General features: G+C 67.9%; 23 protein-coding genes and 1 tRNA gene. 6 read left to right on the forward strand and 18 right to left on the reverse strand.

Annotated elements, in window-relative coordinates:
- Positions 1 to 62: 62 nt before the first annotated feature.
- The gene (gene dapD, locus K244_RS0118415; protein ID WP_020187768.1) at positions 63 to 905 is read right to left on the reverse strand and encodes a 2,3,4,5-tetrahydropyridine-2,6-dicarboxylate N-succinyltransferase; all 843 of its coding nucleotides are present in this window, start codon (positions 903 to 905) and stop codon (positions 63 to 65) included.
- 298 nt (positions 906 to 1,203) lie between these two features.
- A complete protein-coding gene (locus K244_RS0118420) occupies positions 1,204 to 3,168 on the reverse strand; it encodes an acetoacetate--CoA ligase (protein WP_020187769.1) in 1,965 nt (654 codons plus the stop codon).
- 175 nt (positions 3,169 to 3,343) lie between these two features.
- On the opposite strand from K244_RS0118420, the gene K244_RS0118425 reads away from it, so the two are divergent.
- Positions 3,344 to 5,047: an AsmA-like C-terminal region-containing protein gene (locus K244_RS0118425; RefSeq protein WP_020187770.1), complete on the forward strand. Its 1,704-nt coding sequence runs from the start codon at positions 3,344 to 3,346 to the stop codon at positions 5,045 to 5,047.
- A gap of 36 nt (positions 5,048 to 5,083) precedes the next feature.
- On the opposite strand, the gene K244_RS0118430 is transcribed toward K244_RS0118425, so the two are convergent.
- Entirely contained in the window at positions 5,084 to 5,680 is a 597-nt protein-coding gene (locus K244_RS0118430; RefSeq protein ID WP_020187771.1) for a TIGR00645 family protein, read from the reverse strand.
- A 138-nt stretch (positions 5,681 to 5,818) separates the two neighbouring features.
- Positions 5,819 to 6,136, reverse strand: coding sequence for a hypothetical protein (locus K244_RS0118435; protein WP_020187772.1), 318 nt, complete (start codon positions 6,134 to 6,136; stop codon positions 5,819 to 5,821).
- A 157-nt stretch (positions 6,137 to 6,293) separates the two neighbouring features.
- Here K244_RS0118435 and K244_RS0118440 point away from each other — a divergent pair.
- Together K244_RS0118440 and K244_RS0118445 are read left to right on the forward strand one after the other, a co-directional pair.
- Positions 6,294 to 6,383 (forward strand) — tRNA-Ser (locus tag K244_RS0118440).
- Between the two features lie 170 nt (positions 6,384 to 6,553).
- Entirely contained in the window at positions 6,554 to 7,783 is a 1,230-nt protein-coding gene (locus K244_RS0118445; protein ID WP_020187773.1) for an integrase arm-type DNA-binding domain-containing protein, read from the forward strand.
- Here the strand turns inward: K244_RS0118445 and K244_RS0118450 are convergent.
- A complete protein-coding gene (locus tag K244_RS0118450) occupies positions 7,780 to 8,037 on the reverse strand; it encodes a hypothetical protein (RefSeq protein ID WP_020187774.1) in 258 nt (85 codons plus the stop codon). The genes K244_RS0118445 and K244_RS0118450 overlap by 4 nt on opposite strands.
- A 99-nt stretch (positions 8,038 to 8,136) precedes the next feature.
- Between K244_RS0118450 and K244_RS23710 the strand changes: the two genes are divergently transcribed.
- Complete coding sequence (locus K244_RS23710; RefSeq protein ID WP_155931817.1) at positions 8,137 to 8,532, forward strand: hypothetical protein; 396 nt, start codon at positions 8,137 to 8,139, stop codon at positions 8,530 to 8,532.
- Here K244_RS23710 and K244_RS0118460 read toward each other — a convergent pair.
- The 4 genes from K244_RS0118460 to K244_RS22295 form a co-directional block, all read right to left on the reverse strand.
- Positions 8,529 to 9,290, reverse strand: coding sequence for a hypothetical protein (locus K244_RS0118460; RefSeq protein WP_020187775.1), 762 nt, complete (start codon positions 9,288 to 9,290; stop codon positions 8,529 to 8,531). The two genes, K244_RS23710 and K244_RS0118460, sit on opposite strands and share 4 nt — an antisense overlap.
- A 7-nt stretch (positions 9,291 to 9,297) precedes the next feature.
- Positions 9,298 to 9,660, reverse strand: coding sequence for a hypothetical protein (locus tag K244_RS22290; protein ID WP_020187776.1), 363 nt, complete (start codon positions 9,658 to 9,660; stop codon positions 9,298 to 9,300).
- A gap of 4 nt (positions 9,661 to 9,664) precedes the next feature.
- The gene (locus K244_RS0118470) at positions 9,665 to 9,985 is read right to left on the reverse strand and encodes a hypothetical protein (RefSeq protein WP_020187777.1); all 321 of its coding nucleotides are present in this window, start codon (positions 9,983 to 9,985) and stop codon (positions 9,665 to 9,667) included.
- 78 nt (positions 9,986 to 10,063) lie between these two features.
- A complete protein-coding gene (locus K244_RS22295) occupies positions 10,064 to 10,786 on the reverse strand; it encodes a glycoside hydrolase family 19 protein (RefSeq protein ID WP_020187778.1) in 723 nt (240 codons plus the stop codon).
- Between the two features lie 88 nt (positions 10,787 to 10,874).
- Here K244_RS22295 and K244_RS23715 point away from each other — a divergent pair, with 88 nt between their 5' ends.
- Entirely contained in the window at positions 10,875 to 11,156 is a 282-nt protein-coding gene (locus tag K244_RS23715; protein WP_155931819.1) for a hypothetical protein, read from the forward strand.
- A 102-nt stretch (positions 11,157 to 11,258) separates the two neighbouring features.
- Here the strand turns inward: K244_RS23715 and K244_RS0118490 are convergent, their stop codons facing one another.
- The 5 genes from K244_RS0118490 to K244_RS0118510 all read right to left on the reverse strand — a co-directional run bounded on the left by K244_RS0118490 (position 11,259) and on the right by K244_RS0118510 (position 16,879).
- Positions 11,259 to 12,461 (reverse strand): GSCFA domain-containing protein, encoded by a 1,203-nt coding sequence (locus K244_RS0118490; protein WP_020187779.1) that lies wholly within the window; start codon positions 12,459 to 12,461, stop codon positions 11,259 to 11,261.
- Between the two features lie 65 nt (positions 12,462 to 12,526).
- A complete protein-coding gene (locus K244_RS24355) occupies positions 12,527 to 12,661 on the reverse strand; it encodes a hypothetical protein (RefSeq protein WP_020187780.1) in 135 nt (44 codons plus the stop codon).
- A complete protein-coding gene (locus K244_RS0118500) occupies positions 12,661 to 13,266 on the reverse strand; it encodes a hypothetical protein (protein WP_155931821.1) in 606 nt (201 codons plus the stop codon). Before K244_RS0118500 ends, K244_RS24355 begins: the two co-directional genes overlap by 1 nt.
- Positions 13,267 to 13,276: 10 nt before the next feature.
- Complete coding sequence (locus tag K244_RS0118505) at positions 13,277 to 14,857, reverse strand: FAD-dependent oxidoreductase (RefSeq protein ID WP_020187782.1); 1,581 nt, start codon at positions 14,855 to 14,857, stop codon at positions 13,277 to 13,279.
- A gap of 3 nt (positions 14,858 to 14,860) precedes the next feature.
- On the reverse strand, positions 14,861 to 16,879 hold the full coding sequence (locus tag K244_RS0118510; RefSeq protein WP_155931823.1) for a hypothetical protein: 2,019 nt from the start codon (positions 16,877 to 16,879) through the stop codon (positions 14,861 to 14,863).
- 13 nt (positions 16,880 to 16,892) lie between these two features.
- Here K244_RS0118510 and K244_RS23720 point away from each other — a divergent pair, with 13 nt between their 5' ends.
- The gene (locus K244_RS23720; RefSeq protein WP_155931825.1) at positions 16,893 to 17,381 is read left to right on the forward strand and encodes a hypothetical protein; all 489 of its coding nucleotides are present in this window, start codon (positions 16,893 to 16,895) and stop codon (positions 17,379 to 17,381) included.
- A 101-nt stretch (positions 17,382 to 17,482) separates the two neighbouring features.
- On the opposite strand, the gene K244_RS0118515 is transcribed toward K244_RS23720, so the two are convergent.
- The 4 genes from K244_RS0118515 to K244_RS22865 form a co-directional block, all read right to left on the reverse strand.
- Positions 17,483 to 17,818: a hypothetical protein gene (locus K244_RS0118515; protein WP_024816286.1), complete on the reverse strand. Its 336-nt coding sequence runs from the start codon at positions 17,816 to 17,818 to the stop codon at positions 17,483 to 17,485.
- 70 nt (positions 17,819 to 17,888) lie between these two features.
- Positions 17,889 to 18,269, reverse strand: a complete 381-nt coding sequence (locus K244_RS0118520; RefSeq protein WP_020187784.1) for a hypothetical protein — start codon at positions 18,267 to 18,269, stop codon at positions 17,889 to 17,891.
- A complete protein-coding gene (locus tag K244_RS0118525) occupies positions 18,266 to 20,851 on the reverse strand; it encodes a hypothetical protein (RefSeq protein ID WP_024816607.1) in 2,586 nt (861 codons plus the stop codon). The genes K244_RS0118520 and K244_RS0118525 overlap by 4 nt, the downstream gene beginning before the upstream one ends.
- Positions 20,848 to 21,255: a hypothetical protein gene (locus K244_RS22865; RefSeq protein ID WP_020187786.1), complete on the reverse strand. Its 408-nt coding sequence runs from the start codon at positions 21,253 to 21,255 to the stop codon at positions 20,848 to 20,850. Before K244_RS22865 ends, K244_RS0118525 begins: the two co-directional genes overlap by 4 nt.
- Positions 21,256 to 21,258: the final 3 nt, after the last annotated feature.

Raw genomic sequence — 21,258 nt, forward strand, 5'->3', positions numbered from 1 at the left:
TCTTCACCTTTCCCCGGCGAGGAGAGGTCGGCCCGCAGGGCCGGGTGAGGGGGCTTTCGCCCTCAGTCCCTGAGCAACTCGTTGATGGCGGTCTTGGAGCGGGTCTGGGCGTCGACGCGCTTTACGATCACCGCGCAGTAGAGCGAGGGGCCGGGCTGGCCGTTCGGCAGCGGCTTGCCGGGCAGCGAGCCGGGGACGACGACCGAGTACTCCGGCACTTCGCCGACAAAGACCTCGCCGGTGGCGCGGTCGATGATCTTGGTGGTCGCCGAGATGAACACGCCCATGGACAGCACCGAGCCCTTGCGGACGATGACGCCCTCCACGACCTCGGAGCGCGCGCCGATGAAGCAGTCGTCCTCGATGATGACGGGGCCGGCCTGCAGCGGCTCGAGCACGCCGCCGATGCCGACGCCGCCGGAGAGATGCACGTTCTTGCCGATCTGGGCGCAGGAGCCGACCGTCACCCAGGTGTCGACCATCGTGCCGCTATCCACATAAGCGCCGACGTTGACGAAGGACGGCATCAGCACCACGCCCGGAGCCACATAGGCCGAGCGGCGCACGATCGCGCCGGGCACGGCGCGGAAGCCGGCCTCCTTGAACTGTTCGTCGCCCCAGCCCTCGAACTTGGAGGGCACCTTGTCCCACCAGGCGGACTGGCCGGGCCCGCCGGGGATGCGCTCCATGTCGTTGAGGCGGAACGACAGCAGGACGGCCTTCTTGACCCACTGGTGCACGGTCCACTTGCCGTTCTCCGGCACCGCGATGCGCAGGTGGCCCTTGTCCATCGACGACAGCGCGTGCTCGACCGCTTCGCGCACGGGCCCCGTGGTGGTCGCGCCGATCTCCGCCCGGCGCTCCCAGGCGTCGTCGATCACGGCGGCGATGTCGGCATGGCTCATGGGTGCGGGCTCCGCGGAGAGGGATAGAGACAGGCTCGGACGTTTGGGACGCGCGGCCGGGGCTGTCAATTGGGGAGGGCGTTATGAACGTCACAGGACGAGGCGCGGGCGTCCCTCCCCCGGAAGGGGAGGGTGGACGGGCGAAGCCCGGCCGGGTGGGGTGGGCGCAGGATCAATCCCGACCGCCGCGCTTCACGCCCCAGGCCCCACCCGACCTCGGCCGAGCCGAGGCCACCCTCCCCGAGCTGGCGCTCGAGGAGGGATCCCCGAGTTCGTCCGGCCCGCGTATGGGGCGTCCTCAGCTTTTCAGCGCCTCCAGGTCGGCGTAGAGGTCGAGCGCCTCGGGGTTCGCCAGCGCGTCCTTGTTCTTCACGGCGCGGCCGTGCACCACCTCGCGCACGGCGAGCTCCACGATCTTGCCGGACTTGGTGCGCGGGATGTCGGAGACCGCGACCACCCTGGCCGGCACGTGCCGCGGCGAGGCGCCCTCGCGGATGCGCGTCTTCACCCGCTTGGTCAGGTCCTCGTCCAGCGTCGCGCCCTCGGCCAGCCGCACGAACAGCACCACGCGGACGTCGTCGTCGAAATCCTGCCCGATGCAGAGCGCCTCGACGATCTCGGGCATCTTCTCGACCTGGGCGTAGATCTCCGCCGTGCCGATGCGCACGCCGCCAGGGTTCAACGTCGCGTCCGAGCGGCCGTGGATGATCAGTCCGCCGTGCGCCGTCCACTCCGCGAAGTCGCCGTGCACCCAGACGTTGTCGAAGCGCTCGAAATAGGCCGCGCGGTACTTCGCGCCGTCGGGGTCGTTCCAGAAGCCGATCGGCATGGCCGGGAAGGCCTTCACGCAGGACAGCTCGCCCTTGCCGGAGGCCAGCGGCCGGCCGTCGTCGTCGAGCACGGCGATCGCGAGCCCGAGGCCCGGCCCCTGGATCTCGCCGCGCCACACCGGATCGAGCGGATTGCCGAGCACGAAGCAGGAGACGATGTCGGTGCCGCCCGAGATCGAGGCGAGCTGGACGTCGGTTTTTACCGCCTCGTAGACCCAGTCGAAGCTGGAGTCGGCGAGCGGCGACCCGGTCGAGGCGATGGTGCGCACCGTGGAGAGGTCGTGGGTGTCGCGCGGGCGCAGACCCTGCTTCTTCACCCCATCGATCCACTTCGCCGAGGTCCCGAGGAAGGTCATCTCTTCTGCGTCTGCGAAGTCGAACAGCACGGCGGGGCTCGGGTGGAACGGGGAGCCGTCATAGAGCAGCAGCGTGGCTTGCGCCGCGAGGCCCGAGACCAGCCAGTTCCACATCATCCAGCCGCAGGTGGTGAAGTAGAACACGCGGTCGCCGGGCCGGATGTCGGAGTGCAGCACATGCTCCTTGAGGTGCTGCAGCAGCACGCCGCCGGCCGAATGCACGATGCATTTCGGCACGCCGGTGGTGCCGGAGGAGAACAGCACGTAGAGCGGATGCGCGAAGGGCAGGCGCTTGAAGGTGAGCTCCCGGGCGTCGAACCCGTCGAGGAAGACCTCCAGCGACACCGCGTCGCGAAGACCGGCCGCCACCCCGTCGGCGACGCCGAGATAGGGGACGACGACGGTGCGGGCCGCGCTCGGCAGGCCGTCGACGATGGGCTTCAGCTTCGCCGCGATCTCGATGCGCTTGCCGGCGTACCAGTAGCCGTCGACCGTGACGAAGACCTTGGGCTCGATCTGGCCGAAGCGGTCCAGCACGCCCCGCTCTCCGAAGTCCGGCGAGCAGGACGACCAGATCGCGCCGAGCGAGGCGGCCGCCAGCATGAAGGCGACGGTCTCCGGCCGGTTCGGCATCATCGCCGCCACCCGGTCGCCTTCGCCGACGCCCGAGGCGACCAGCGCCTGCTGGATGCGGGAGACCAGCGCGCGCAGCTCGTCGAACGACAGGCGCGCGGTCGCCTTGTCCTCCGCCTGGAACACGATGGCGTCGCCGGGACCGTCGCGGCGCAGCAGGTTCTCGGCGAAATTCAGCCGCGCGTCGGGGAAGAACTGCGCGCCGGGCATGGCGTCGCCGTTCTCGAGAACGCGGTCGCCTTTGTCGCCGACGACATGGCAGAAGTCCCAGACGAGGTCCCAGAAGCCGGCGCGGTCCTCGATCGACCAGGCGTGCAAGTCCTTGAAGGTCTTGAGGCTGCGGCGGGCCCGCCCCGCGGCGCTGTCGGCGAAGCTGGCCATGGCGCTGGAGGCCATGCGCGGCATGTCCGGCGCCCAGAGCGGAGCGGAAGCGTCGGTCGTCATGGGCGGGCGGCTCCGGGATGAGCGGTAGGCGGGCGTGATCGCTGCGAAAGCTACACGCTCGGCCGCGCCGCGGGGAAGAGGAGGCGGCCCGGGGGCGAGTTGGCCCTTCGGCGCGGCGGCGGTATAAGCGGCGCCCGCCCTTCCGGTCCTCCTCCGCATCATGGGAGCCGTTCCGATGCGTCGCATCGTTCTCGGCCTCGCCGTCGTGGTGCTCGCGCTTGGCGCCGGCCTCGGCGCGGTCGCCGTGCGGACGCCGCCCGGAGCCATCGAGGCGGCGCTGCGGTCGAGCGTCGCGGCCGGAGGCGATCTCGTGGTCGAGGCGCGCGGCGAGAACTCCTTCGTCCTGTTTCCCAAGCCCCGGCTGCGGCTGGAGGACGTGCGGATTTCCGACGCGCGGGGAACGCCGATCGCCGTCGTGCGGGCCGTGGTCGCCACGCCGCGGATCGGCGCCCTGCTGATGGGCCGGGTCGAGCTGGACGAGCTCGAACTGAAGACGCCCGCGATCGACGCCGAGGCGATCGACCTCAAGCGCGCCGCGGCTCTTCTGAAGGCGCGTTCCCCTGCAGACGCCCATCCGCCGCGGATCCGGCTGCGCGACGCGGTCGTCACCTGGTCGGGCGGGCGGCTCGACGACGTCGACGCCGGGGCCGTCTGGCCTCGCGCCGGCCGACCATTGTCGGTCACCGGCGCGGCCGTCTTCCGCGGCCGGCGGGTCGAGGCTCTCGCCTCGATCGGCGATCCGCTTGCGCTTCTCTCCGACGGTCGATCGGGCGCCAGACTGCGGCTTACCGCATCAGGCGCGCGGCTCGCGTTCGAGGGCGCCGCGACGGGCGGCGCATCCCCGCGCCTCGAAGGCGGGCTCGGCGTCCGGCTCGCGTCCCTGCGCGACGTGATCACCTGGGTCGGCTCCGCCGCGCCGGCGCTGGCCGCCCCGCTCGCCGAGGTCAGCCTCTCCGGTCGGGCGACCGTGGACCGCAACGGCGTCTCGGTCACCGGCGCGGAGCTGGTGGTGGACGACGCCACGCTGGTCGGCGCGGCGCGTTTCGGCGCCCGGAACGGCCGTCCTCTGATCGAGGCGACGCTCGACGCCGGCGCGCTGGACGTCACGCACTACGTCGACGGCTTCGCGCCGCTGTTCGGCTCCACGGACCTGTGGAGCGTCGCGCCGCTCGACGCCCGCCCGTTTCGCGCCGTCGACCTCGACCTCAGACTCTCCGCCGGCGCGGTGCGGGTCGGCGGTTTCCAGCTGGGCCCGACGGCGGCGACCGTGGGCGTGGCCGACGGCGTGCTCGACGTCGGCGTGGGCGAGGCCGCGGCCTACGGCGGCGTCGTCCGCGGCGGGGCCACGATCCGGCCGGACGGCCGAACGGTGTCGGTGAAGGTCGGCCTCACGTTGGGCGGCGTCGATTCGGAGCGGGCGCTGGGGGGCGCGGCGAGCGGAACGCGGCTGTCGGGCGTGGTCGACGGCGACCTCGCGCTCGAGGGCGCCGGCGGGTCGATCGCGGAGATCGTCGCGAGCCTCGACGGCCGCGCCTCCGCACGGCTTGTGAGCAACAAGGCGATCGGCGGATTCCGGGCCAAGGCGCTGGCGCTGTTCGGGCTGCCCAGCCGGCTGGATGTGACCTCGGCCGAGGGAACCGCGATCATCGAAAATGGCGTCGCCCGAAGCGAGGATTTGAAACTGTCCGGGCCGCTCGCTTCGCTCGCGCTCTCCGGCGCGGCGGACCTCACGACGCGCCGGCTGGCCTTGGCGGGCCAACTCGCGCCGCTCGGCGGAACACCTCTGCGCGCGCCCGTCCGGGTGGAGGGGCCGATCGCCGACCCGCGATTTCGGCTTGGTCCGCCGTCGCCCGAGCGCCGCGCTCTGGCCCCGGGCTGAACGCTCCCGTAGCGCGGGGCGCGCCCGCGGGCCTGATCAGCCGTGGGCGACGCCGGAGCCCTCGCGCGCGTGCCGGGCCGCCGCCTGGCTGTCGGTTTCGCCCTCGGGGTTGGGCGCGTGGCTGTCGCCCGCCTTGCCGTGGGCGTCGTCGGTCAGCCAGTCCGACAGCGCAAGGAAGACGCCCGACAGCACGAACACGACGTGGACGATGGTCATCCAGTAGATGTCGCGATCGCTGGTCTCGCCGAGATCCATGAAAGACTTCAGCAGCTGGATGGCGGAGATCGCGACGATCGACGCGATCAGCTTCATCTTCAGGCCGGAGAAATCGACCTTGCCCATCCACTCGGGCCGCTCGCTCTGGTCGTGCAGGTCCATGCGCGAGACGAAGTTCTCATAGCCCGAGAAGATCACCAGCAGGATCAGGTTCGCCGTCAGCGACAGGTCGATCAGCGACAGCGCGCCCAGGATCACTTGGCTTTCGGTGGCGACGAACACGCCTTGGGCGAAGTGCACGAGCTCCTGCAGGAACTTCACCAGCAGCACCGCTAGGCCGACGACGAGGCCGACGTAGAACGGCGCCATCAGCCAGCGGCTGGCGAACAGGCCGCGCTCCAGCGTGCGTGCGATCATGACCCTACAAGCCCCCGTCGGCGCGCCAGGCTGTCTCCGGTCGCGCGCGCAGCCCCCAAGCCCGCATGCCACACACAAAACGACCGGGCAAGCGCGGGAGCCGCCACTCTTTCGTCAGTTCGCGCCGGCGGTCCGGCGTTACGGGGTGACGCCCACCAGCCGGCGCGGGCGCCGGCCGAGAAGCATCAACGCCACGCCCAGCACGACCAGCACCGCGAAGGTCGGCGCGGAGAGCAGGAAGGCGAGTATGGGGTCGGCGACCGACGCCGCGGCGCCCCCGCCGGCGGCCGCCTTGGCGCTGGACAGGCTTTCCGGCGCGAACGTCGCCCAGCTTGTCTCCAGCGACGTCAGCGTCACCACGCCGGACGCGATCGCCCGCGCGCCGTCGACGACCAATGCGACGAAGCCGGCGGCCAGCACGAGGAAGCCGAGCAGGCGAATCAGAAAGCGGATCATGGGCGTCGGCGGCCTTTTGACTGTCGGATCGAGCGTGCGAAGCGGCCTCTGCGGCCGCGGTGTGAACATGGGTCGGCGCGCCGTCTGCGGCAATCGCCGAAGTTTCGGTCATCCCCGCTTGTCACCGCCCCCGCGGCTTGATACTCCCCGCTGCTCCGGAGGGGTGGCCGAGTGGTTGAAGGCGCACGCCTGGAAAGTGTGTATACGGGAAACCGTATCGCGGGTTCGAATCCCGCTCCCTCCGCCATATATTCCTATACCATCATCCACAACGGTCCAGATTGCTTAGATCTTCTAGGCGATGGGGCGAAGGTGGGTCTCTCAATCGGTCCACGGCCATACCCGACTATCCGGATCGAAACCGGGTCAAAAGCCGGGTAGGGGGCACAGCGGGACCGGGTATAGGAACCGAGCGCGATGCCGCTGACTGACGTCCAGATCCGGAAGGCCAAGGCCGCCGAGAAGCCCTACAAGCTCAACGACGGGGCCGGCCTGCACCTCTACGTCTCCACCGCCGGCGGCAAATCGTGGCGCTACCGCTACGAGGTCGGGGGGAAAGAAAAGCTCCTGACGATCGGATCGTACCCGGACGTCAGCCTCGCGGAGGCGCGCGACGCCCGAGCGGCCGCGCGAGCCGCGGTGAAGGCCGGCCGCGACCCGTCCGCCGAGAAGCGCGAGGTCGCCGCCGCCGCGGAGCCGGTCGCCAATCCCTCCGAGACGTTCGAGGTCATCGCTCGGGAGTGGCACACGCTGAACGCCGGCCGCTGGACGGAGACGCATGCGAGCGACGTGCTCGTGAGCCTCGAGCGCGACGTTTTCCCCGATCTGGGGGAAAAGGCCCTGCCGGAGATCGGCGCCCCGACCCTGCTTACGACGCTGCGGAAGATCGAGGCCCGCGGAGCGAAGGAGACCGCCCGCCGCGTCAGGCAGCGCGTGTCCGCGGTGTTCGGCTTCGCCATCGCCTCGGGGCGCGCGACGCATGATCCCGCCGCCCAGGTAGAGAAGGCGATGGCTCCGCTCCCGAAGAAGGGGCGCCAGCCTGCGGTGACCGACCTGGACGAGGCGAGGCAGGTGCTGCGCGACGCGGACGCGACGCCGGCGCACCCCGTGACCAAGCTGGCCCTGCGCATCCTGGCTCTGACCGCGCTGCGGCCCGGCGAACTGCGCGGCGCCGCCTGGGGCGAGCTGCGGCTAGAGGGCGACGACCCGCAGTGGGTCGTGCCGGGGCCGCGGATGAAGATGAAGGTGGAGCACGTCGTCCCGCTCTCGATGCAGGCGGTGGAGGCTCTGAAGGTCTTGCGCTCCCAGACGGGCCGCGGCGCCTTCCTGTTCCCCAACGATCGCCACGTCTCGAAGCCGATGTCGGAGAACGCGATCGGGTATCTGCTGAACCGAGCCGGGTATCACGGCCGGCACGTGCCGCATGGCTGGCGCGCGGCGTTCTCTACGATCATGAACGAGCGCTTCAAGGCGGACCGCCAGATCATCGACCTGATGCTGGCGCACGCGCCGAAGGACAAGGTCGAGAAAGCCTATAACCGCGCCGAGCACATGGACCGCCGGCGGGAGCTGGCGCAGATCTGGGCCGACCTGCTGATGGTCGACCAGGCGCCGCTGAGCGAGATCTTCGAGGGCGCTCGGCGCTAGCGAAGGTCGCGCTCGATGCCCGCGATCACGGCCTCGGCCTGGCTGATCAAGAGCGGCACGTGAGCGGCGATCGGATCGAACATCTTCGGCATCTCCTCGCGGCGGAGCAGGCCTTCGATGGACAGATCGTGGCGGTGAAGATCCTGGAGTAGCGCGTTCAGCGCGTCCAAGGTCTCGGAACTCAGGGTGGAGCGGTCGACGGTTTCGACAGCACGCAGGTGGTCACGAGCAGCGTCAGCCATGAAGGTCTCCATGGGACGCCTCGCCGCCCCGTTAACTGAAGCGTAAGCTACGTAACATACGTATGTCCAGCCGGTTGCGCATGCTGCGCTGGTCGGGTAGGAGTTTTCCCCATGGCCGACGAACTCAAGTCCGAACGCATCCAGGTGCTTCTCAGCCCGTCAGAGCTGAAGGCGATCGATGATTGGGGTTTCTCGTGCCGCATCAGATCGCGAGGCGAGGCAATCCGTCAGTTGGTCGATATCGGCTTGCTGTCTCACAAAGATCATGAGGTGACAAAAGCCGCTCTACACCTAGCTGACGTACATTCAAAAATATTAGCTCCTTATCTTGAAGTTCCTGGCACATTTTCTAATGAAACATTGCAGGAGTTACTTGACGCGCTGGATCGTATGATTGGTCTTCAGGAAAAGCTCAACGAGGATGCGCCGGAGATTGCTGGGAGAATCAAAGCGCGCATGGACGCGGCCTTGGCCGAAGCAAACGAAGACGGCGACGCCAAGCCTTAGAACGGCCGCCTACCGCTCCCTATCCACCCTCGGAGGAACGCGGGGCGAAGGACGGCCCTGAGGATGAATGGATCCGGGAACCCTCTCCACGTCGGACTTTCCAGAAAAGGGGGCTGTGCGCCTGCCCTGCCCTCCAGACGCGTCCGCACCTGGGCCTGCTCGATCAGGATGCGCTCGAGCTTCTGGTTCGTCTCGCGCGTGGCGGCTTCCTGCTTTTCGGCAAGCTCCTTCATGGTGCTCTGGAACAGTTCGACCACTCGGCTGATGCGCGTGTCGAGGCCCTTGATCTCCGTCGAGTTGGACTGAGACGAGAGGGCGTTGTCCCGTGTCGCCTGCATGCTCTGGTCGACCGCTTTCCGCCATTCGCGCCAGGCCAGAAGCTCCTCGCGCTGCCGGGACTCACCGGCTTCCATACGGTCGCTGAGGCGTTCGATCAGCCGCGGGAGCGGTTCGAGGATCTGAGCCTGCGCCGCGTTCGTCTTCGTGTTCGCCTCGATCGCGTTGTAGAGCCCGATGCCGCCCAAGGCGCACGACAGGATGAGCCCTGCGAGCGGGATGATGCCTGAGGGCTTGGACCACTCGGCGCGCAGGGCTCCCCAGCCTGTGGGCTGCGGTGGCTGGCTTCGACGCATGGTCTCTTGGAGGGTGTCTGAGATCGCGTCGATCTTTGCCCTGAGCTGTTCCAACGTCTGCCTCGCGATCTCGGGGTTTGTAGCGACGCCGAGCGTCGGGGCGACCTCAGGGGTATCGTCAGCCATCAATCGGTCAGGCCAGCGGGCGCGTGGTGGTCTCGCGGCCGTACCAGGCATAGGCGAGGCCGGCGATCGTGATGACGGTCGTGCTCACGGTGGAAACGTCGTCGGCGTTCCACGTCGCGCCGAACCAGCCCGCCGCGATCACGATCGACTTTGCGAAGCCGGTGATCTGGAGAAGCTGCGCGGCGCCGGCCGCCGTGATGCCCTGCAGCGTCTCGGACGCCCACCGCGAGACGGGCTTCAGGGCAGGCGAGATCGCAGGATCGGTGACGACTCGCTTGGCGACCTCGGCGGGCGTCGCGCTGTTTGGCAGATTGCGGACAGCGTCCTCGACGGCGTCGGCGAGCCGCGGCTTCGTGATCGCTTTCGACATGGCATTAACTCCGGGAGAGTTCGGCTCGGGCCGAGACGATGGTCGCGTAGGCCGCGGCGAGCGCAGCAGCGCCCTGCACGAGATCGGCGGGACGGTTGAGGCAGATGTCGGTCGCGACGGCATGCGCCGCGGCCGCGGTCGCAAGGCGTTTGGGGCTGGCGTTCCGAGCGACAGCCACGGTGACGTAGCTCGCATACAGCGCAGGCTCAGCCGCGCAGACGCTGTCGATGGTCTTGGCGTAGGTGAGCGCTCCCGCAGAGCCGCAACCGGCGAGCGAAAGCGCGAGCAGGCCGCAGACGGCCGCCCGTGTGAACAGGTTGATCATGTCAGGCTCCGATGAGCGCGCAGGCCAGCGCGAGCGCGAAGGGGGATGCGAGGGTGGCGAGGATTATGGCGCGGGAGGTCACGAGCCCCGCGCCGTTTCGAGGATCTCGACGCGGCGCTTCAGGTCCTGCACCTCGATCGTGAGGCTCGCGATGATCGACTGTCCCACGGTGCCGATAGCGGGGTCAGGAGCTGTCGGGAGAGGCGCGGGCTTGGGTGTAGGCTCAGGCGACGGAACGGCCTTCGTGGCGGCTCTAATCGCGGCTGCGAAGCTCTCCGCATAGCCGGCGATGAGCGGGGCCTTGTCGGTGCCGTTGATGACACGGCGGGCGTTGGGGAAATCGACCTTCGAGCCACCGATGTAGTCGCCGAGCTTCTTGCCGGTGAATGTGCCGAGCATGCAGCCCTGGGCGAGGATGCGAGCCGCAAGCGGGCGCTCCTTCACGAGGTCTGGATTGGCGACGATGTCGATCCCGGTCCGCTGCGCCCAATCGGTATAGTTCCGCCGGCCCGTAAGCTGCACGAAGCCGCGGCCCTTGAAGCGCTTCCCGTCCCCAGCGACCGTGTTCCCGAGGTCCTTACGACCCTCATAGGCCGCGCCCGATGCGTACTCGGTCATGGTCTTGAAGCGGTCGCTCTCGTGCCAAGCGGTCGCCAACAGGTACGCGAGCTTGTTCGCGTCGCCGTCCCCGTAGGTTTCCCATGCGTCGAGGATGGCGTCGCAGCCGTCGACAGCGCTCTGTGAGAGCGAACCGCCGAACGGCTTCGCACGCGCCGCCGCGAAGAACGCAGCACGGTTCATGGCAGTCTCCGATGTTTGGGCATGAAAAAGCCCCGCGCGAGGGCGGGGCGATGTGTGTTATCTTGCGCCAGTCAGGATGGGGATCGAGATGGCGAAGTTTACTGACGGCCCATGGCGTTACGTGCCTTATGGCATTGTAGAATTAGGAGCGCCTGACCGGCTCCTTTACGGTGACGGCGACGCATCCAATGAAGATATGCACCTGATCGCCGCGTCACTTGACCTTTATGAGGTAGTAAAACACGCATTGGCCTGCGAGCCTGAAAACTCTGATGCGCCTTGGGTGCCAGCGGCGCGTGCAGCTCTCGCCAAAGCCGAGGCCGGCTTAAGTGATGAGGCGCAAAGAGAATTTGCCGAACTCAGTCGTTGACGAAGCCATCGTCGGGCAGCGTCTCGGTGTAGGGGTCCATGTCTGGGCTCCAACAAAAAAGCCGCCCCGGAGGGCGGCTTTGATGGCGACTATGATTTGCCCTTAAGGCTGCGCGGCGCTCGCGCGCTTCGCGATCCGCGCCTCCCGAGAGGCAATACGTTCGGCCTTGGTGGAGGTCTTCGTTTTGACCCTAGTGAAGCGGTCCGACTTGTCAGCGCCACTCTTCTTCCGAGCGATCAAGGCCGCGCGCTTGGTCGCCTTGGCCTCGCGCATCTCTTTGAGCTTTATGCTCGCGGTATCGCCCCCAAGCTCTTTGTCGAGCGTGATCGCGGCGGTGTAGACCTTCGATAGCCGCGCGTCGTCCAATTCAGTCTTGCAGAAGTAGCGCTCAAAAGCCTTCATGTTGAGGTCGAGCACATGCGAGTGCAGATGCCGGCGGTCCGCGCCAAACTGATGCCGGAATGCCTCGGTGACGATCTCGTAAGACGGGAAGTAAAAGAGCTTGTCGTCGTCCGCCTGCCGCTCGCGCAGCATCTTGCCGAGCGCGGCCCGCAGGATGGCTTTCGATTCCGTGTTCGCGACGATGCACGGGATCGCGCGGAAGGTCGCCGCCAGCGCGATCGGCGACACCGTGAACACGATGTGCGCCTCGGGCTTCCTCTCCCGGATCAGGGAGTGGATCGCTTTCAGGTTTTCGTAGCTCTCGTCAAACTCGGCGAGACGGAACTTGTGGCGCGTAGGGTCCAGCTTGTCGTCCGGCGGGGTGCGCCAGAACACTTCGCCGGTGACCTCGTCGTACCAGATCTCCGACAGCCCAAGCGTGATGATGAACACGTCCGCAGCGTCGAACAGCTCGGCTGTCTTAAGCCGGACGGCCTCGTCGTAGCCGAACTCCTCCGCGTTGTAGCCGCGCCAGAGGTCGGCCTTAGGAACGACATTGTTCCAAGCCCACTCGAACTGTTGACGGATGGCGAAAGTGTTCACCATGCCGTCGCCCATCTTCGAGATGTAGGCGATCGTGTCACGCTTCGTCGCGACGTTGAAGCCGAGATCGTTCAGATAGTTGCTGATGTTGTTTGCGAAACAGCTTCCGAAGGCGACGATCGTGGTGTCGGCGCCGATGAACCGCTCGGAAGGCATAAGCCCGTTGAGCAGATACCTTTGGAGCCCCTGCGGCCCGCGCAGGCGGACGGCGGAGGGGCCGAAGGTCGCGTCGGCTCCCCGATTGTAGGACTTTCCGACCCTGACCTCGCGACCCTCGACAAACCCCGAGACGCGCCCTGCGCTGTTCGGTTCCTTCGCCATCCGCCTACCCCGCTGCCTGACTGACGCCGCACGTTGCAGCAGTCAGGCGCGGACGTGCAAGCGTTTTACGCCGCCTGCGCCACCTGCCACTCCCAGCCGCCGGTCGCGTCGGCGGGCCAGTTGCCGTCAGCGATCACGTGGCCGATCGCGAGCAACTCGGCCGAAGCGCTCGTCAGGCAGTGCTTCGTCGCAGGGGTCATCACTCGTCGTTCCCCGCGAGCACGCGACCGTGGAACATCATGACGAAGCTGAGCGGGCCCGCGTTGGGCGTGGTGACGTTGAGGTAAAGGTGTTCGCTCTCCACCGGCGCATCGAGGCCGGCGAAGGTCTTGCGACTCCGCAGCTCGCCGGTCAGCCCCGCGAGCGTCGTTCCCGCCGGCAGCACCGCCCGCCCGCCGCCCGCGGCCCCGCCCTCCTTCGTGTAGACGCCGAAGGTGAGCGCGCCCGGCGTCGCGGTCGCGTCAATCACGTCGATCCTTTCGATTACATAGCGCCGATATGGCCCCATGTAGATCACTTGATCGCCGGCTACAGCGCCGTTGAGCGCCTGCAGCGGCGTGTCAGGCCGCCAGCGCGGCCCCATCAGCGTCGGCGGCGCCATGACGAAGCGCGGCGTGCCAAGGCCGCCGTCAGGATCGGTGATGTCGAGAGGATAGATACCCCGCGGGATCGCGGCGAACGGCACACCGTTCTTCATGAACATCATGCCGTCGCCCATCGCGGCGAGCGCCGAATAGGTCACGACGTCGGCCGACGGAACGCCGCCTCCGCCGCCGGGAACCAGCACGAAACCGAACTTCGCCATCAGGGTCTCCTCAGGACAGGACGAAGCCGGCGGCGAGCAGCCGCGGGCGGACTTCGGCATAGGTGACGTCGCCGGCGTCCTTGCCGGTTTCGAGCGCCTCGAGCACGATGTGACCGGCGATCTCGCCGACCATCCCCATCACGGTCTCGATACGCAAATCCGACTCCATGACCGCGCTCGCGGAGCCGATCCAGCCGAACAGGCCGTTTACCGAGTGCCTCGGATGAGGCTTTAGCCCACTCATGGGGTACTGCCACGTGCCGGTGAGGTGCGGCTCCGTCTCGCCCTCCTTGAAGGTCAGGCCAGACACGGGGTCATGGTAGATGTGGTTGTAGTGGATGTCGCAGTTGTAGCCGAGCGGGCCGCAAGCGTCCGGCTTCGGCTGGTTGAAGTTGTCCCAGGTAATCCGCTCCGGTCCGATTGGGCGACGCACCGTCCGTCGATAGGGCTGCGGCGGGATGCCGGGCGCCCGCCAGAAGTGGGTCTGGTAGATCTGCGACGGCAGGGCGTAGACGTCCATCTTCTGCTTGAGCAGCGGGTTCAGCTCGGTCGAGTTGTAGGCCGTGTAGATCTTGCCGAAGGTCGTCAGGAACATCTCGTCGAAATAGGCGCGGGCGGCGTCCGGGGTCCGGATCCGCGGGTATTTCCGCGCCATCAGCGGCTCGTTGAGATTGGTCGGGTTTGTGGTGTGAAGCCCGTTGAGCTCCTCGCCCTCGAAGGGGTGGCTCGACGAGATGTAGCCGATGTTGTTCGCGCCGCGCTGCTTCAGCTCGCTGATGTAGTCGGCGAACATCGCCGGCCGGTAGCCGAGATCCTCCAGCGGCCCGGCGAGCGAGGACCAGGAGACCCGGTCGGGCATCGTCGACATCACGAAGCGCCAGCTGTGGCCCATGGAGGTGAGCGAGCCCCGGAAGTCGCCTTGCGTCGGCGCGAAGGTGCGCTGTCGATGCACGTCGCCCTCGACCGTGCGGACGGGGAAATCGACGATGTCGTTGCCGTGCACGTTCCAGGTGGAGACGCCGGCGTTCGGCTCGCCGTGCAGCAGCCGGTCGGTGCGGCCATATTCGTGGGGGATCCCGGCCAGCATCTGCAGCCAGCCCTCATAGGAGGCGTCGACCCACTGCGAGAAGGTGACCGTGTCGCCGTTCGACAGCTGCAGGCTGGTGTGCCGCGTCGCGCCGTCGGCGCGGGTCGTCTTCTGAACGTCGACGATGTCGACCGCGCGCAGCAGCGTGATGTTCGGGTGAGCCCCGTACATCGTATCGATGACGTGGGTCACCCACAGCGGCGAGATGTTCTTCGGCAGGCCGCTGATCTTGTGCAGCGCGAGATCGTGGTTCGGGTCCGGGTTCCACACCCGCCCGAGCGCCTCCGCGCGCGCCTGCACCGCGCGAAAGAACGCAAGCGTCAGGCCCGAGGCGTTGTTGCTGGAATAGTCGACCTGAAGCACGCCTGCCACCAGCATGCCGCCGAACTCGTTGGTCCACTCGCCCACGACCACCTTGTAGCCGGCGTTCGCGATGACGAGCGCGGCGTTGAGGCCGGCAAGTTGCGCGCCGCAGACGTAGAAATCAGCCTGGATCGTCGCCATGGTTCAGACCCCCGCTGCGATGGCGGCGGCGAAGGCCGCGTCGGTGTCGACGATGAGGTCGCGCTGCGCCTTGGTGAGGAATGGCGCCACGCCGGCGCCGTAGATCGCGCCGGGGAAGAAGTTCGCTGGCGCGTTTCCGGTCGACGACCCACAGCCGATTTTGACCGTGAAGCCAGCGTTGTCGGCGTTGCCGACAACGGACGGAATCTCGATGTCGGTCTTGATATAGCTGGCGATGGTCTTCTCTGCGGCGTTGCGCGAGACAAAGTGATGGCCGCCCGTCGCGGGCGTCGCCGGGTAAGCCTCGTCGGAGTATTGGAGGCCGCTGCCCCGCACGCTGTCGCCGAAGTCGGTCACACGGAACTTCGTGCTGCTCAGCAGGTTCACCGCGAGCCGCAGACGCTGCGAGCCGATCAGCGTGTTGTTGCTGGCCTTGGCGCCCGCCGGCGCGATCGCCCAAGCCGTGTGGTTCGTGACGGTGATGCCCGCGGAGCCAGAAGCGAGCACGCCGATCCCGGTCTCAAAGCCGTCGTCGACGCCGTCGAAGATCCAATTCGACCAGGCGGTGTGTCCCGGAGCGCCCAACGGATTCAGGGTGTGATGCGCGCCTGCCCAATTGATCCGGCTGTCGGCGAGGTTCGGCGCGCGCGGCGTATAGAAGCCGCCGCCAGCGGCGTCGATGGCCTGAAGGACACCGCCGTACCAGAGCGCGCGGAAGGCATCCGTGATCTTCGTCCGCGCCGCCGTTGAAAGGGTCGCAGTGTAACGCGCCAGGTGCGCCGCCAGCGCGGCCTCATAGCCCCCGGTGACGTTCGGATCGGCGATCGACGTGCTGCCGAAGGCGACCGAGAACGCCGCGTCGGCCTGATCGGCGATCACATAGATATCGCCGAGGAGGAAGTCCCCATCGGTGTAAACAAGCGTCTCGCCGCCCAGCGGCGGGAAAATGTACTTGCAGTCCGCAAGCGAGGCCGGGGTCCGGCCGCCGTCCAGCAGACCGACCATCGGCCCGCTCGGGTCGGTCGATTTGTTCTGGATGGTCATGCGGCGCAGGCCCGCGTCGCTGTAAATCGCGCGCTTCGCCTGCGTGCCGACGGTTGACATGACCTCGTAGGGATTGAGCTTCTCTGGCGCCATGTCGATGATCTCAGCCTGGAGGGTTGCGAGGGCGGTTTCGGCCGCGGTCATCCGCGTCTGGAGGGCGGCGACGTCTGACTTTTTGGGAATGGGGCCGCCGACGCCGAAGACGCGGTAACGCTGCCCCTCGGCGAAGAGGTAGTAGTCTGTCCCCGGTTGAAAGGCGCCCTCCGGCAGCGCGTTGTTGTCCATGTCGCGCACCGGCCGATCGACAGGATCGCCGTTGAAGCGAGCGTAGACCGCGTCGGTGTTAGGGACCGTTGGCCGGTAGACGACGATCGCGTTGTTGAGCCGGAGATCGTCCGGGCTAATTGCCGGACCGGAGGTCGTGCCGACAATAAGGTTTCCGGTGGATCCCTCGTGCAGCTCGAGCCGCCTCGTCATGGCGAAGCTTGGCGCCTTGGCCGTGTAGAAGCCGATCACCCCGCTGATCATCCGCCAGCGCGAATTTTGCGCGGAGTAACGCGCGCCGTAGACGCGGGGCGGCTGCAAGTCGCCTTCGAGGTTGGCGGTGTCGCCCTGGCCACGGAACTCGACTAGCCCAAGGCCGCTGACGTTGAGCCGCGTCGGACCAGCGCTGGCGATCTGCACCTGGAACCAGACCTCAGCGCCCTCCACGAGGGCGGCAAGCGGCGGCGTCGGGTTGACGATAATGTCGTTCGCCGTACTGACCGCGTCGGCGACGGCGAAACGCGCCTTGCCCGAGAGCAGCTCCAAGGCGGTCACGCGGGCGGCGAGCAGCAGGTAGGCCTCGACGCCGACGAGCGTCTTGAGCAACGTCGACCCGTTGACGCCACGGACGCGGATGTCGATCGCGTTCTCTGCGGCTGTCGCCACGACGCTGAAGACGTCGCCGGTCGAGGTCGCCGCCTCGCCTTCCGCCACGGAGACGTAAAGGTTGCTCGCCGACGCAGCCGCGGAGGCCGACGCGTCGGCGCGGTCGGCCGCCTGCTGGCTCGCGGTCGCAGATACCCCCGCTGCGCTCGCGGAAGCCGCCGCCGCGGAACGATCCGCCAAGGTCGCAACACGGTCGGCCGCCGCCGCCGCCTGCGCCGTCTCCGCGGCGGCGGCATGCCCGCCGGCGGTTGCCGCGCTCGCCGAGGCGTCGCCTGCGCTCGTCTCGGCGGCGGTGGCGGAAGCCGCCACGTCGTCGACCATTCCGGCGACAGCCTCCCGATCCGCCGCTGCGCTGTCGCGAGAGTCGCCAGCAGATTCAGCCGCCTGCGACGCGCTATCCGCCGCGGCCTCCGCAGCCGCCCGCGCCGCCGTCGCGCCATCGAACGCCTCGAAATTGGGCCTGAGGTCGAACAGCGCGCGCCAGTCAGGCGATGTGTCGCTCGGAACCGCGCTCGTGGCCCTCAGGGCGAACCAGTACTTCCCGTCGTGATAGACGCCCGACCGCGGACAGACGCACTCGCCCGGCGCATAGGATGCGCGCGGGGTGACGCCAGCAACGCCCGGAAATCGGGATGCAGTGATAGCCATTTCTTACTCCCGGAATTGTCGGACGCCGGACGCGAAACAGCCGGTTTGGCCGTCAGCGGTGGCGAAGAGGTCGAGGCGGTAGTCGTGGGGGCGCAGCGCATCGGCGACGGCGGACGCGGGCACGCGCAGGAACAGATCGACGTCGCCATTCGTGGCGCGCGACCCGATCTCAAGGCGGACGGGAGGAGGGTCGTTAACCGCGTCCACGAGGGGGATCACCAACGCGACCTCATCGGGGCGATAAAGATCGACAAGCCGCGCCTCGAGCGTCACTCCAACGAGGTCGACCGCTTCTGGCGTTGCGGTCAGCGTGACGCTCTCGATCCAGTCCTCGCGCAAGCGCAAGGCTGCCGTCCCGAGAGTTCGGGTCAGTCGGAGCATGTCGGGATCTTTCAGGAGAGGAGGAGCGTCAGGCGGTCCGAAGAGCGATGACGCGGGCCTTGAGCGTCACCGTTCCCGCAAGCGCAAGCGTGATGACGGGCACGATAAGCCTGGCTTCAATGCGTCCCGCCGAGGTCACGAAAGCGTAGTTCGTGGGCGCGAAGCCGGCCGCCCACGTCGCCGCCGGGCGCAACGTCAGCATGTCGCCGACCTTGGCGCCTGCAAGCGGCGCGTTGATGGAGACGATCCCGGTCTGAACCGAAACCGTGAGGTTGAGCGACAGGTCGACCTCGCCAAGATCGACGCGGGTCATGACGCTTGAGGCCGTCGTGCGGGCGATCTGCTCGGCGTCCGCCGCCATCTTGCCGACCATCTTCACACGGTCGCGATAGTCGCTCACGGGGCTCATGGCGTGAGAAGCCCCGCCTTGTAGTCGTTCAACAGCGCGCCTTCGTTCTTCCCGATGAACAGGCCGACCTTCGTGCCGGTCGCGAGGATGCCGCCGAGGGAGGTCCAGCCGATGACCTCGACGCCGCCCACAAGCGCCCGCACCTGATTGCCCTTCGCCTCAAGCCGGTACCGCGTTCCGGCGGCGGCGAGCGCCATCGCGGCGGAGCTGACGAGCGTCGTGAAGGACCCGCCGTTGCGATATTCGATCCGCCACACGCCCCCGACGTAGCGGATACCGATGTGGTGCGTCGTGTCGGAGTAGCGAACCAAAAGCGCGCGGGAGAGCGTCGCCGCCGTGAAGGCGATCTCGCCTTCGGCGTAGTGGTCGGGGTCGAAAAGATCGGCCGCCACGTACCAGGTCGATGTGTCCGACACTCCATGCAGCACGTTCGAGACGATGGTGGCGGCGCCGTCCGCGCCGGTCGCCTTGATATAAGGGCTCCCGAGCGGTCCGCCGGCGCGGTTGTAATCGTCGGCGAAGACCTCGCCCGCGATCCGCGCGAAGGTCGCCCCCGTGTCCACGTCCGCCGCGTAGGCCTCCGGCGACCGCAGCCCCGACGAGTTCAGCGCGAACCAGGGGTAGCGCCAGACGCCGGGGCCGGGGCTGTCGGTGTAGCTTTTCGGCTCGTTCGGCTGCGTGATCTGCGGCGCGCCAAGGGCGACGCCGGCGAGCGCGGCCTGATCCGGCCGGCAGCGCCGGACCTCGAGCGAGCGGATATGCGTGTCGTTCGGCGCGCTCTTGGCGCTCGTGAAAACCGACGCTCCGGTGATGTCGAGCTGCGCAGTGATGGGCGCCTGCGGCGGCGTGGCGTCGGCCACCGCGACGATGTTCTCGATCATCGCCCAGTCTCCCGGCGCCTGACTGGAGCCGATGAACCGCACCCGCATGTCGTAGGACTCGCCGTCGACCAGCGGGAAGGCCTCGGCCTTGCGCTGGCTGTCGGCGACCGACATCGGCTTCCAGACGTTCTGATCCGCGACCGAGATCTGCGCCTCCGCGTCGAGATCGTCGTCCTCCGGCTCGTCCCACGCGAGCTCCATACCGACGACCACGCCCGATCCGGAGTTGCGCCGCAGGACGGTCGCCGACAGTCCATCCGGCGTCTCAATCGCGTCCGGCGCGTCGTCCTCGGGCGACACGGGGGCGACGCCCTCCTCCGTCGCGAAGTCGAAGGCGAAGGCTTCCTCCGTCATGCTCGCGACTTCCAGGGTGACGCTCATATCGCTGTCGTCGAGCCGGATCGACTGCACCTCGAAGCTCTCGTTGTCGATGTCGAGGTCTTCGATCGAGATCCGGATGAAGCGTTGATCCCAGGCCTTCATGCCGTAGAGGTTCGTGGTGATCGTGCCGGACCAGCGCGGGTTGAGCCGGCGGTCGAAGAACTTCGCCACCCGCCGGGCGTGGTGGTGGTTCTGGATCTCGTAGGCCTCGATCGTCGTCGACTTGACCTGGCCGGTGGCGGTGATCAGCGCTTCGTTGCGCCACTTCTGGGCGTCGGCCTCGGAGTATTTGGCGTCCGGGTTCGTCCACTTGACCAGAACTTCGTTCGTCTCGCGAAGCGGCCCTGTGCGGTCCTCCAGCCGGTAGTGCGAGATCATCCGGTCTTCGATGAAGACCGTTGGCTCCTCCCATTCCCCGACCTTGAAGCCGATCTTCCCCTCCGGGCGGAGGTAGAGCCGCCCGAGCATCGCGGTCATCAGCCGGCGCAGATTGTCTTCATGCGCGGTGTCGAAGACGTGGGTGAACTCGCCGTGGTAGCGGCGGACGGTCTTCCCATCCTTCGCCGGCAGGATCTCGTCGGCCTTGTTCGCGGCGACGACAAAGTCGGGGTCGTGGACCAGCGAAGCCGGGATCTGCATCGCATCGGCGTGGGTCAGATAGTCCCGCAGAATCAACGGCAGGTTCGGCGTGAAGATCGTCGTCGCCGACCGCGGGTCGTAGACGAGCGCGCAGTCCGCGACGCCGTTCCACTGCGGTATGCGGTTGGGGTAGGTTTCCTGGAAGTTCTTGGCTTTGACGCCGCTGGTGTAGAGCTCGACGAGCACGCATCCCAGGCCGCGGTGGTCGTCGGTGACGCGGTCGGAGAACCGGCGCTTCCAGCCGGCGAAGACGATTTGATCCTGCGTCCCCATCCGGCGCCGGATCTCGACCTCCGTCGCGAAGGGGTCGTTGGTGGCGTCGCCCTCGCTGTCCGTGTAGCAGATGCGGTCGTCGATGTAGTCCTCGTAGAAGGCGCTGTAGGGACCTTCCCCGACGTAGAGGATCTGCGTCAGGTTGCCGTTGCGCTGCTTGATGAACAGACGTTTCGCCCCGAGACGCTTGCGTCCGTAGTGCCGGACGCGCGGAGGCGTCGACTGCTGGAACAGGGCCTTGCCCGTGTCCGGCTTCGGCGGGCGCGGAGCCAGCAGGGCGGGCAACAGCGACAGCCCCAGGCCGATGGCGCCGGCGACGATGTTGCCGAGCAACGTCAGCGAACCGCCCGCCGCGAGCGCCCCGCCGAACGCCGGCGCTATGGCGAGAACGAGCGCCTGCGGGTTCACGCGAAGCTCCAGGCCGCGACCACGCGGACGTCGCGCGCGTCGCGGACGCTCAAGCCGTCCGCGCACTTGATCGCCCAACGTCCGGCAGGGGTCATGATCGCTCCGAACCAGGTGGACGAGCCGTCAGGCAGGAAGGCGCGCACCACGGCGACGTCGCCGGGGTTCGGGTCGCGGGCGCGGCGCGCGCCGGCCGCCGCCATCCGGCGGGCGACGAGGCGCGGCAGACAGCCCTCGCGGAAGAACAGAAGCTCGGCGTCGGCCTCGGAAGCGTAGGCGCCGCGCAGATCGCCGGCCGGGTCGCAGCCGGTGTTCATGAGCCACCAGTCCGCCGGCGCGAGGACGCAGTCCACCGCGCCCCACCCGAAGCGCGTCCGGGCGAGGCCTTTCAGGAAGTCGGCGAGCATCGG

The organism is Methylopila sp. 73B, from assembly GCF_000526315.1.
GTDB lineage: Bacteria > Pseudomonadota > Alphaproteobacteria > Rhizobiales > Methylopilaceae > Methylopila.

Excerpts from the sequence above, each read along its gene's own strand:
- dapD (WP_020187768.1), bottom strand. The coding sequence starts at position 905 with ATGAGCCATGCCGACATCGCCGCCGTGATCGACGACGCCTGGGAGCGC.
- K244_RS0118420 (WP_020187769.1), bottom strand. The coding sequence starts at position 3,168 with ATGACGACCGACGCTTCCGCTCCGCTCTGGGCGCCGGACATGCCGCGC.
- K244_RS0118425 (WP_020187770.1), top strand. The coding sequence starts at position 3,344 with ATGCGTCGCATCGTTCTCGGCCTCGCCGTCGTGGTGCTCGCGCTTGGC.
- K244_RS0118430 (WP_020187771.1), bottom strand. The coding sequence starts at position 5,680 with ATGATCGCACGCACGCTGGAGCGCGGCCTGTTCGCCAGCCGCTGGCTG.
- K244_RS0118435 (WP_020187772.1), bottom strand. The coding sequence starts at position 6,136 with ATGATCCGCTTTCTGATTCGCCTGCTCGGCTTCCTCGTGCTGGCCGCC.
- K244_RS0118445 (WP_020187773.1), top strand. The coding sequence starts at position 6,554 with ATGCCGCTGACTGACGTCCAGATCCGGAAGGCCAAGGCCGCCGAGAAG.
- K244_RS0118450 (WP_020187774.1), bottom strand. The coding sequence starts at position 8,037 with ATGGAGACCTTCATGGCTGACGCTGCTCGTGACCACCTGCGTGCTGTC.
- K244_RS23710 (WP_155931817.1), top strand. The coding sequence starts at position 8,137 with ATGGCCGACGAACTCAAGTCCGAACGCATCCAGGTGCTTCTCAGCCCG.
- K244_RS0118460 (WP_020187775.1), bottom strand. The coding sequence starts at position 9,290 with ATGGCTGACGATACCCCTGAGGTCGCCCCGACGCTCGGCGTCGCTACA.
- K244_RS22290 (WP_020187776.1), bottom strand. The coding sequence starts at position 9,660 with ATGTCGAAAGCGATCACGAAGCCGCGGCTCGCCGACGCCGTCGAGGAC.
- K244_RS0118470 (WP_020187777.1), bottom strand. The coding sequence starts at position 9,985 with ATGATCAACCTGTTCACACGGGCGGCCGTCTGCGGCCTGCTCGCGCTT.
- K244_RS22295 (WP_020187778.1), bottom strand. The coding sequence starts at position 10,786 with ATGAACCGTGCTGCGTTCTTCGCGGCGGCGCGTGCGAAGCCGTTCGGC.
- K244_RS23715 (WP_155931819.1), top strand. The coding sequence starts at position 10,875 with ATGGCGAAGTTTACTGACGGCCCATGGCGTTACGTGCCTTATGGCATT.
- K244_RS0118490 (WP_020187779.1), bottom strand. The coding sequence starts at position 12,461 with ATGGCGAAGGAACCGAACAGCGCAGGGCGCGTCTCGGGGTTTGTCGAG.
- K244_RS24355 (WP_020187780.1), bottom strand. The coding sequence starts at position 12,661 with ATGACCCCTGCGACGAAGCACTGCCTGACGAGCGCTTCGGCCGAGTTG.
- K244_RS0118500 (WP_155931821.1), bottom strand. The coding sequence starts at position 13,266 with ATGGCGAAGTTCGGTTTCGTGCTGGTTCCCGGCGGCGGAGGCGGCGTT.
- K244_RS0118505 (WP_020187782.1), bottom strand. The coding sequence starts at position 14,857 with ATGGCGACGATCCAGGCTGATTTCTACGTCTGCGGCGCGCAACTTGCC.
- K244_RS0118520 (WP_020187784.1), bottom strand. The coding sequence starts at position 18,269 with ATGAGCCCCGTGAGCGACTATCGCGACCGTGTGAAGATGGTCGGCAAG.
- K244_RS22865 (WP_020187786.1), bottom strand. The coding sequence starts at position 21,255 with ATGCTCGCCGACTTCCTGAAAGGCCTCGCCCGGACGCGCTTCGGGTGG.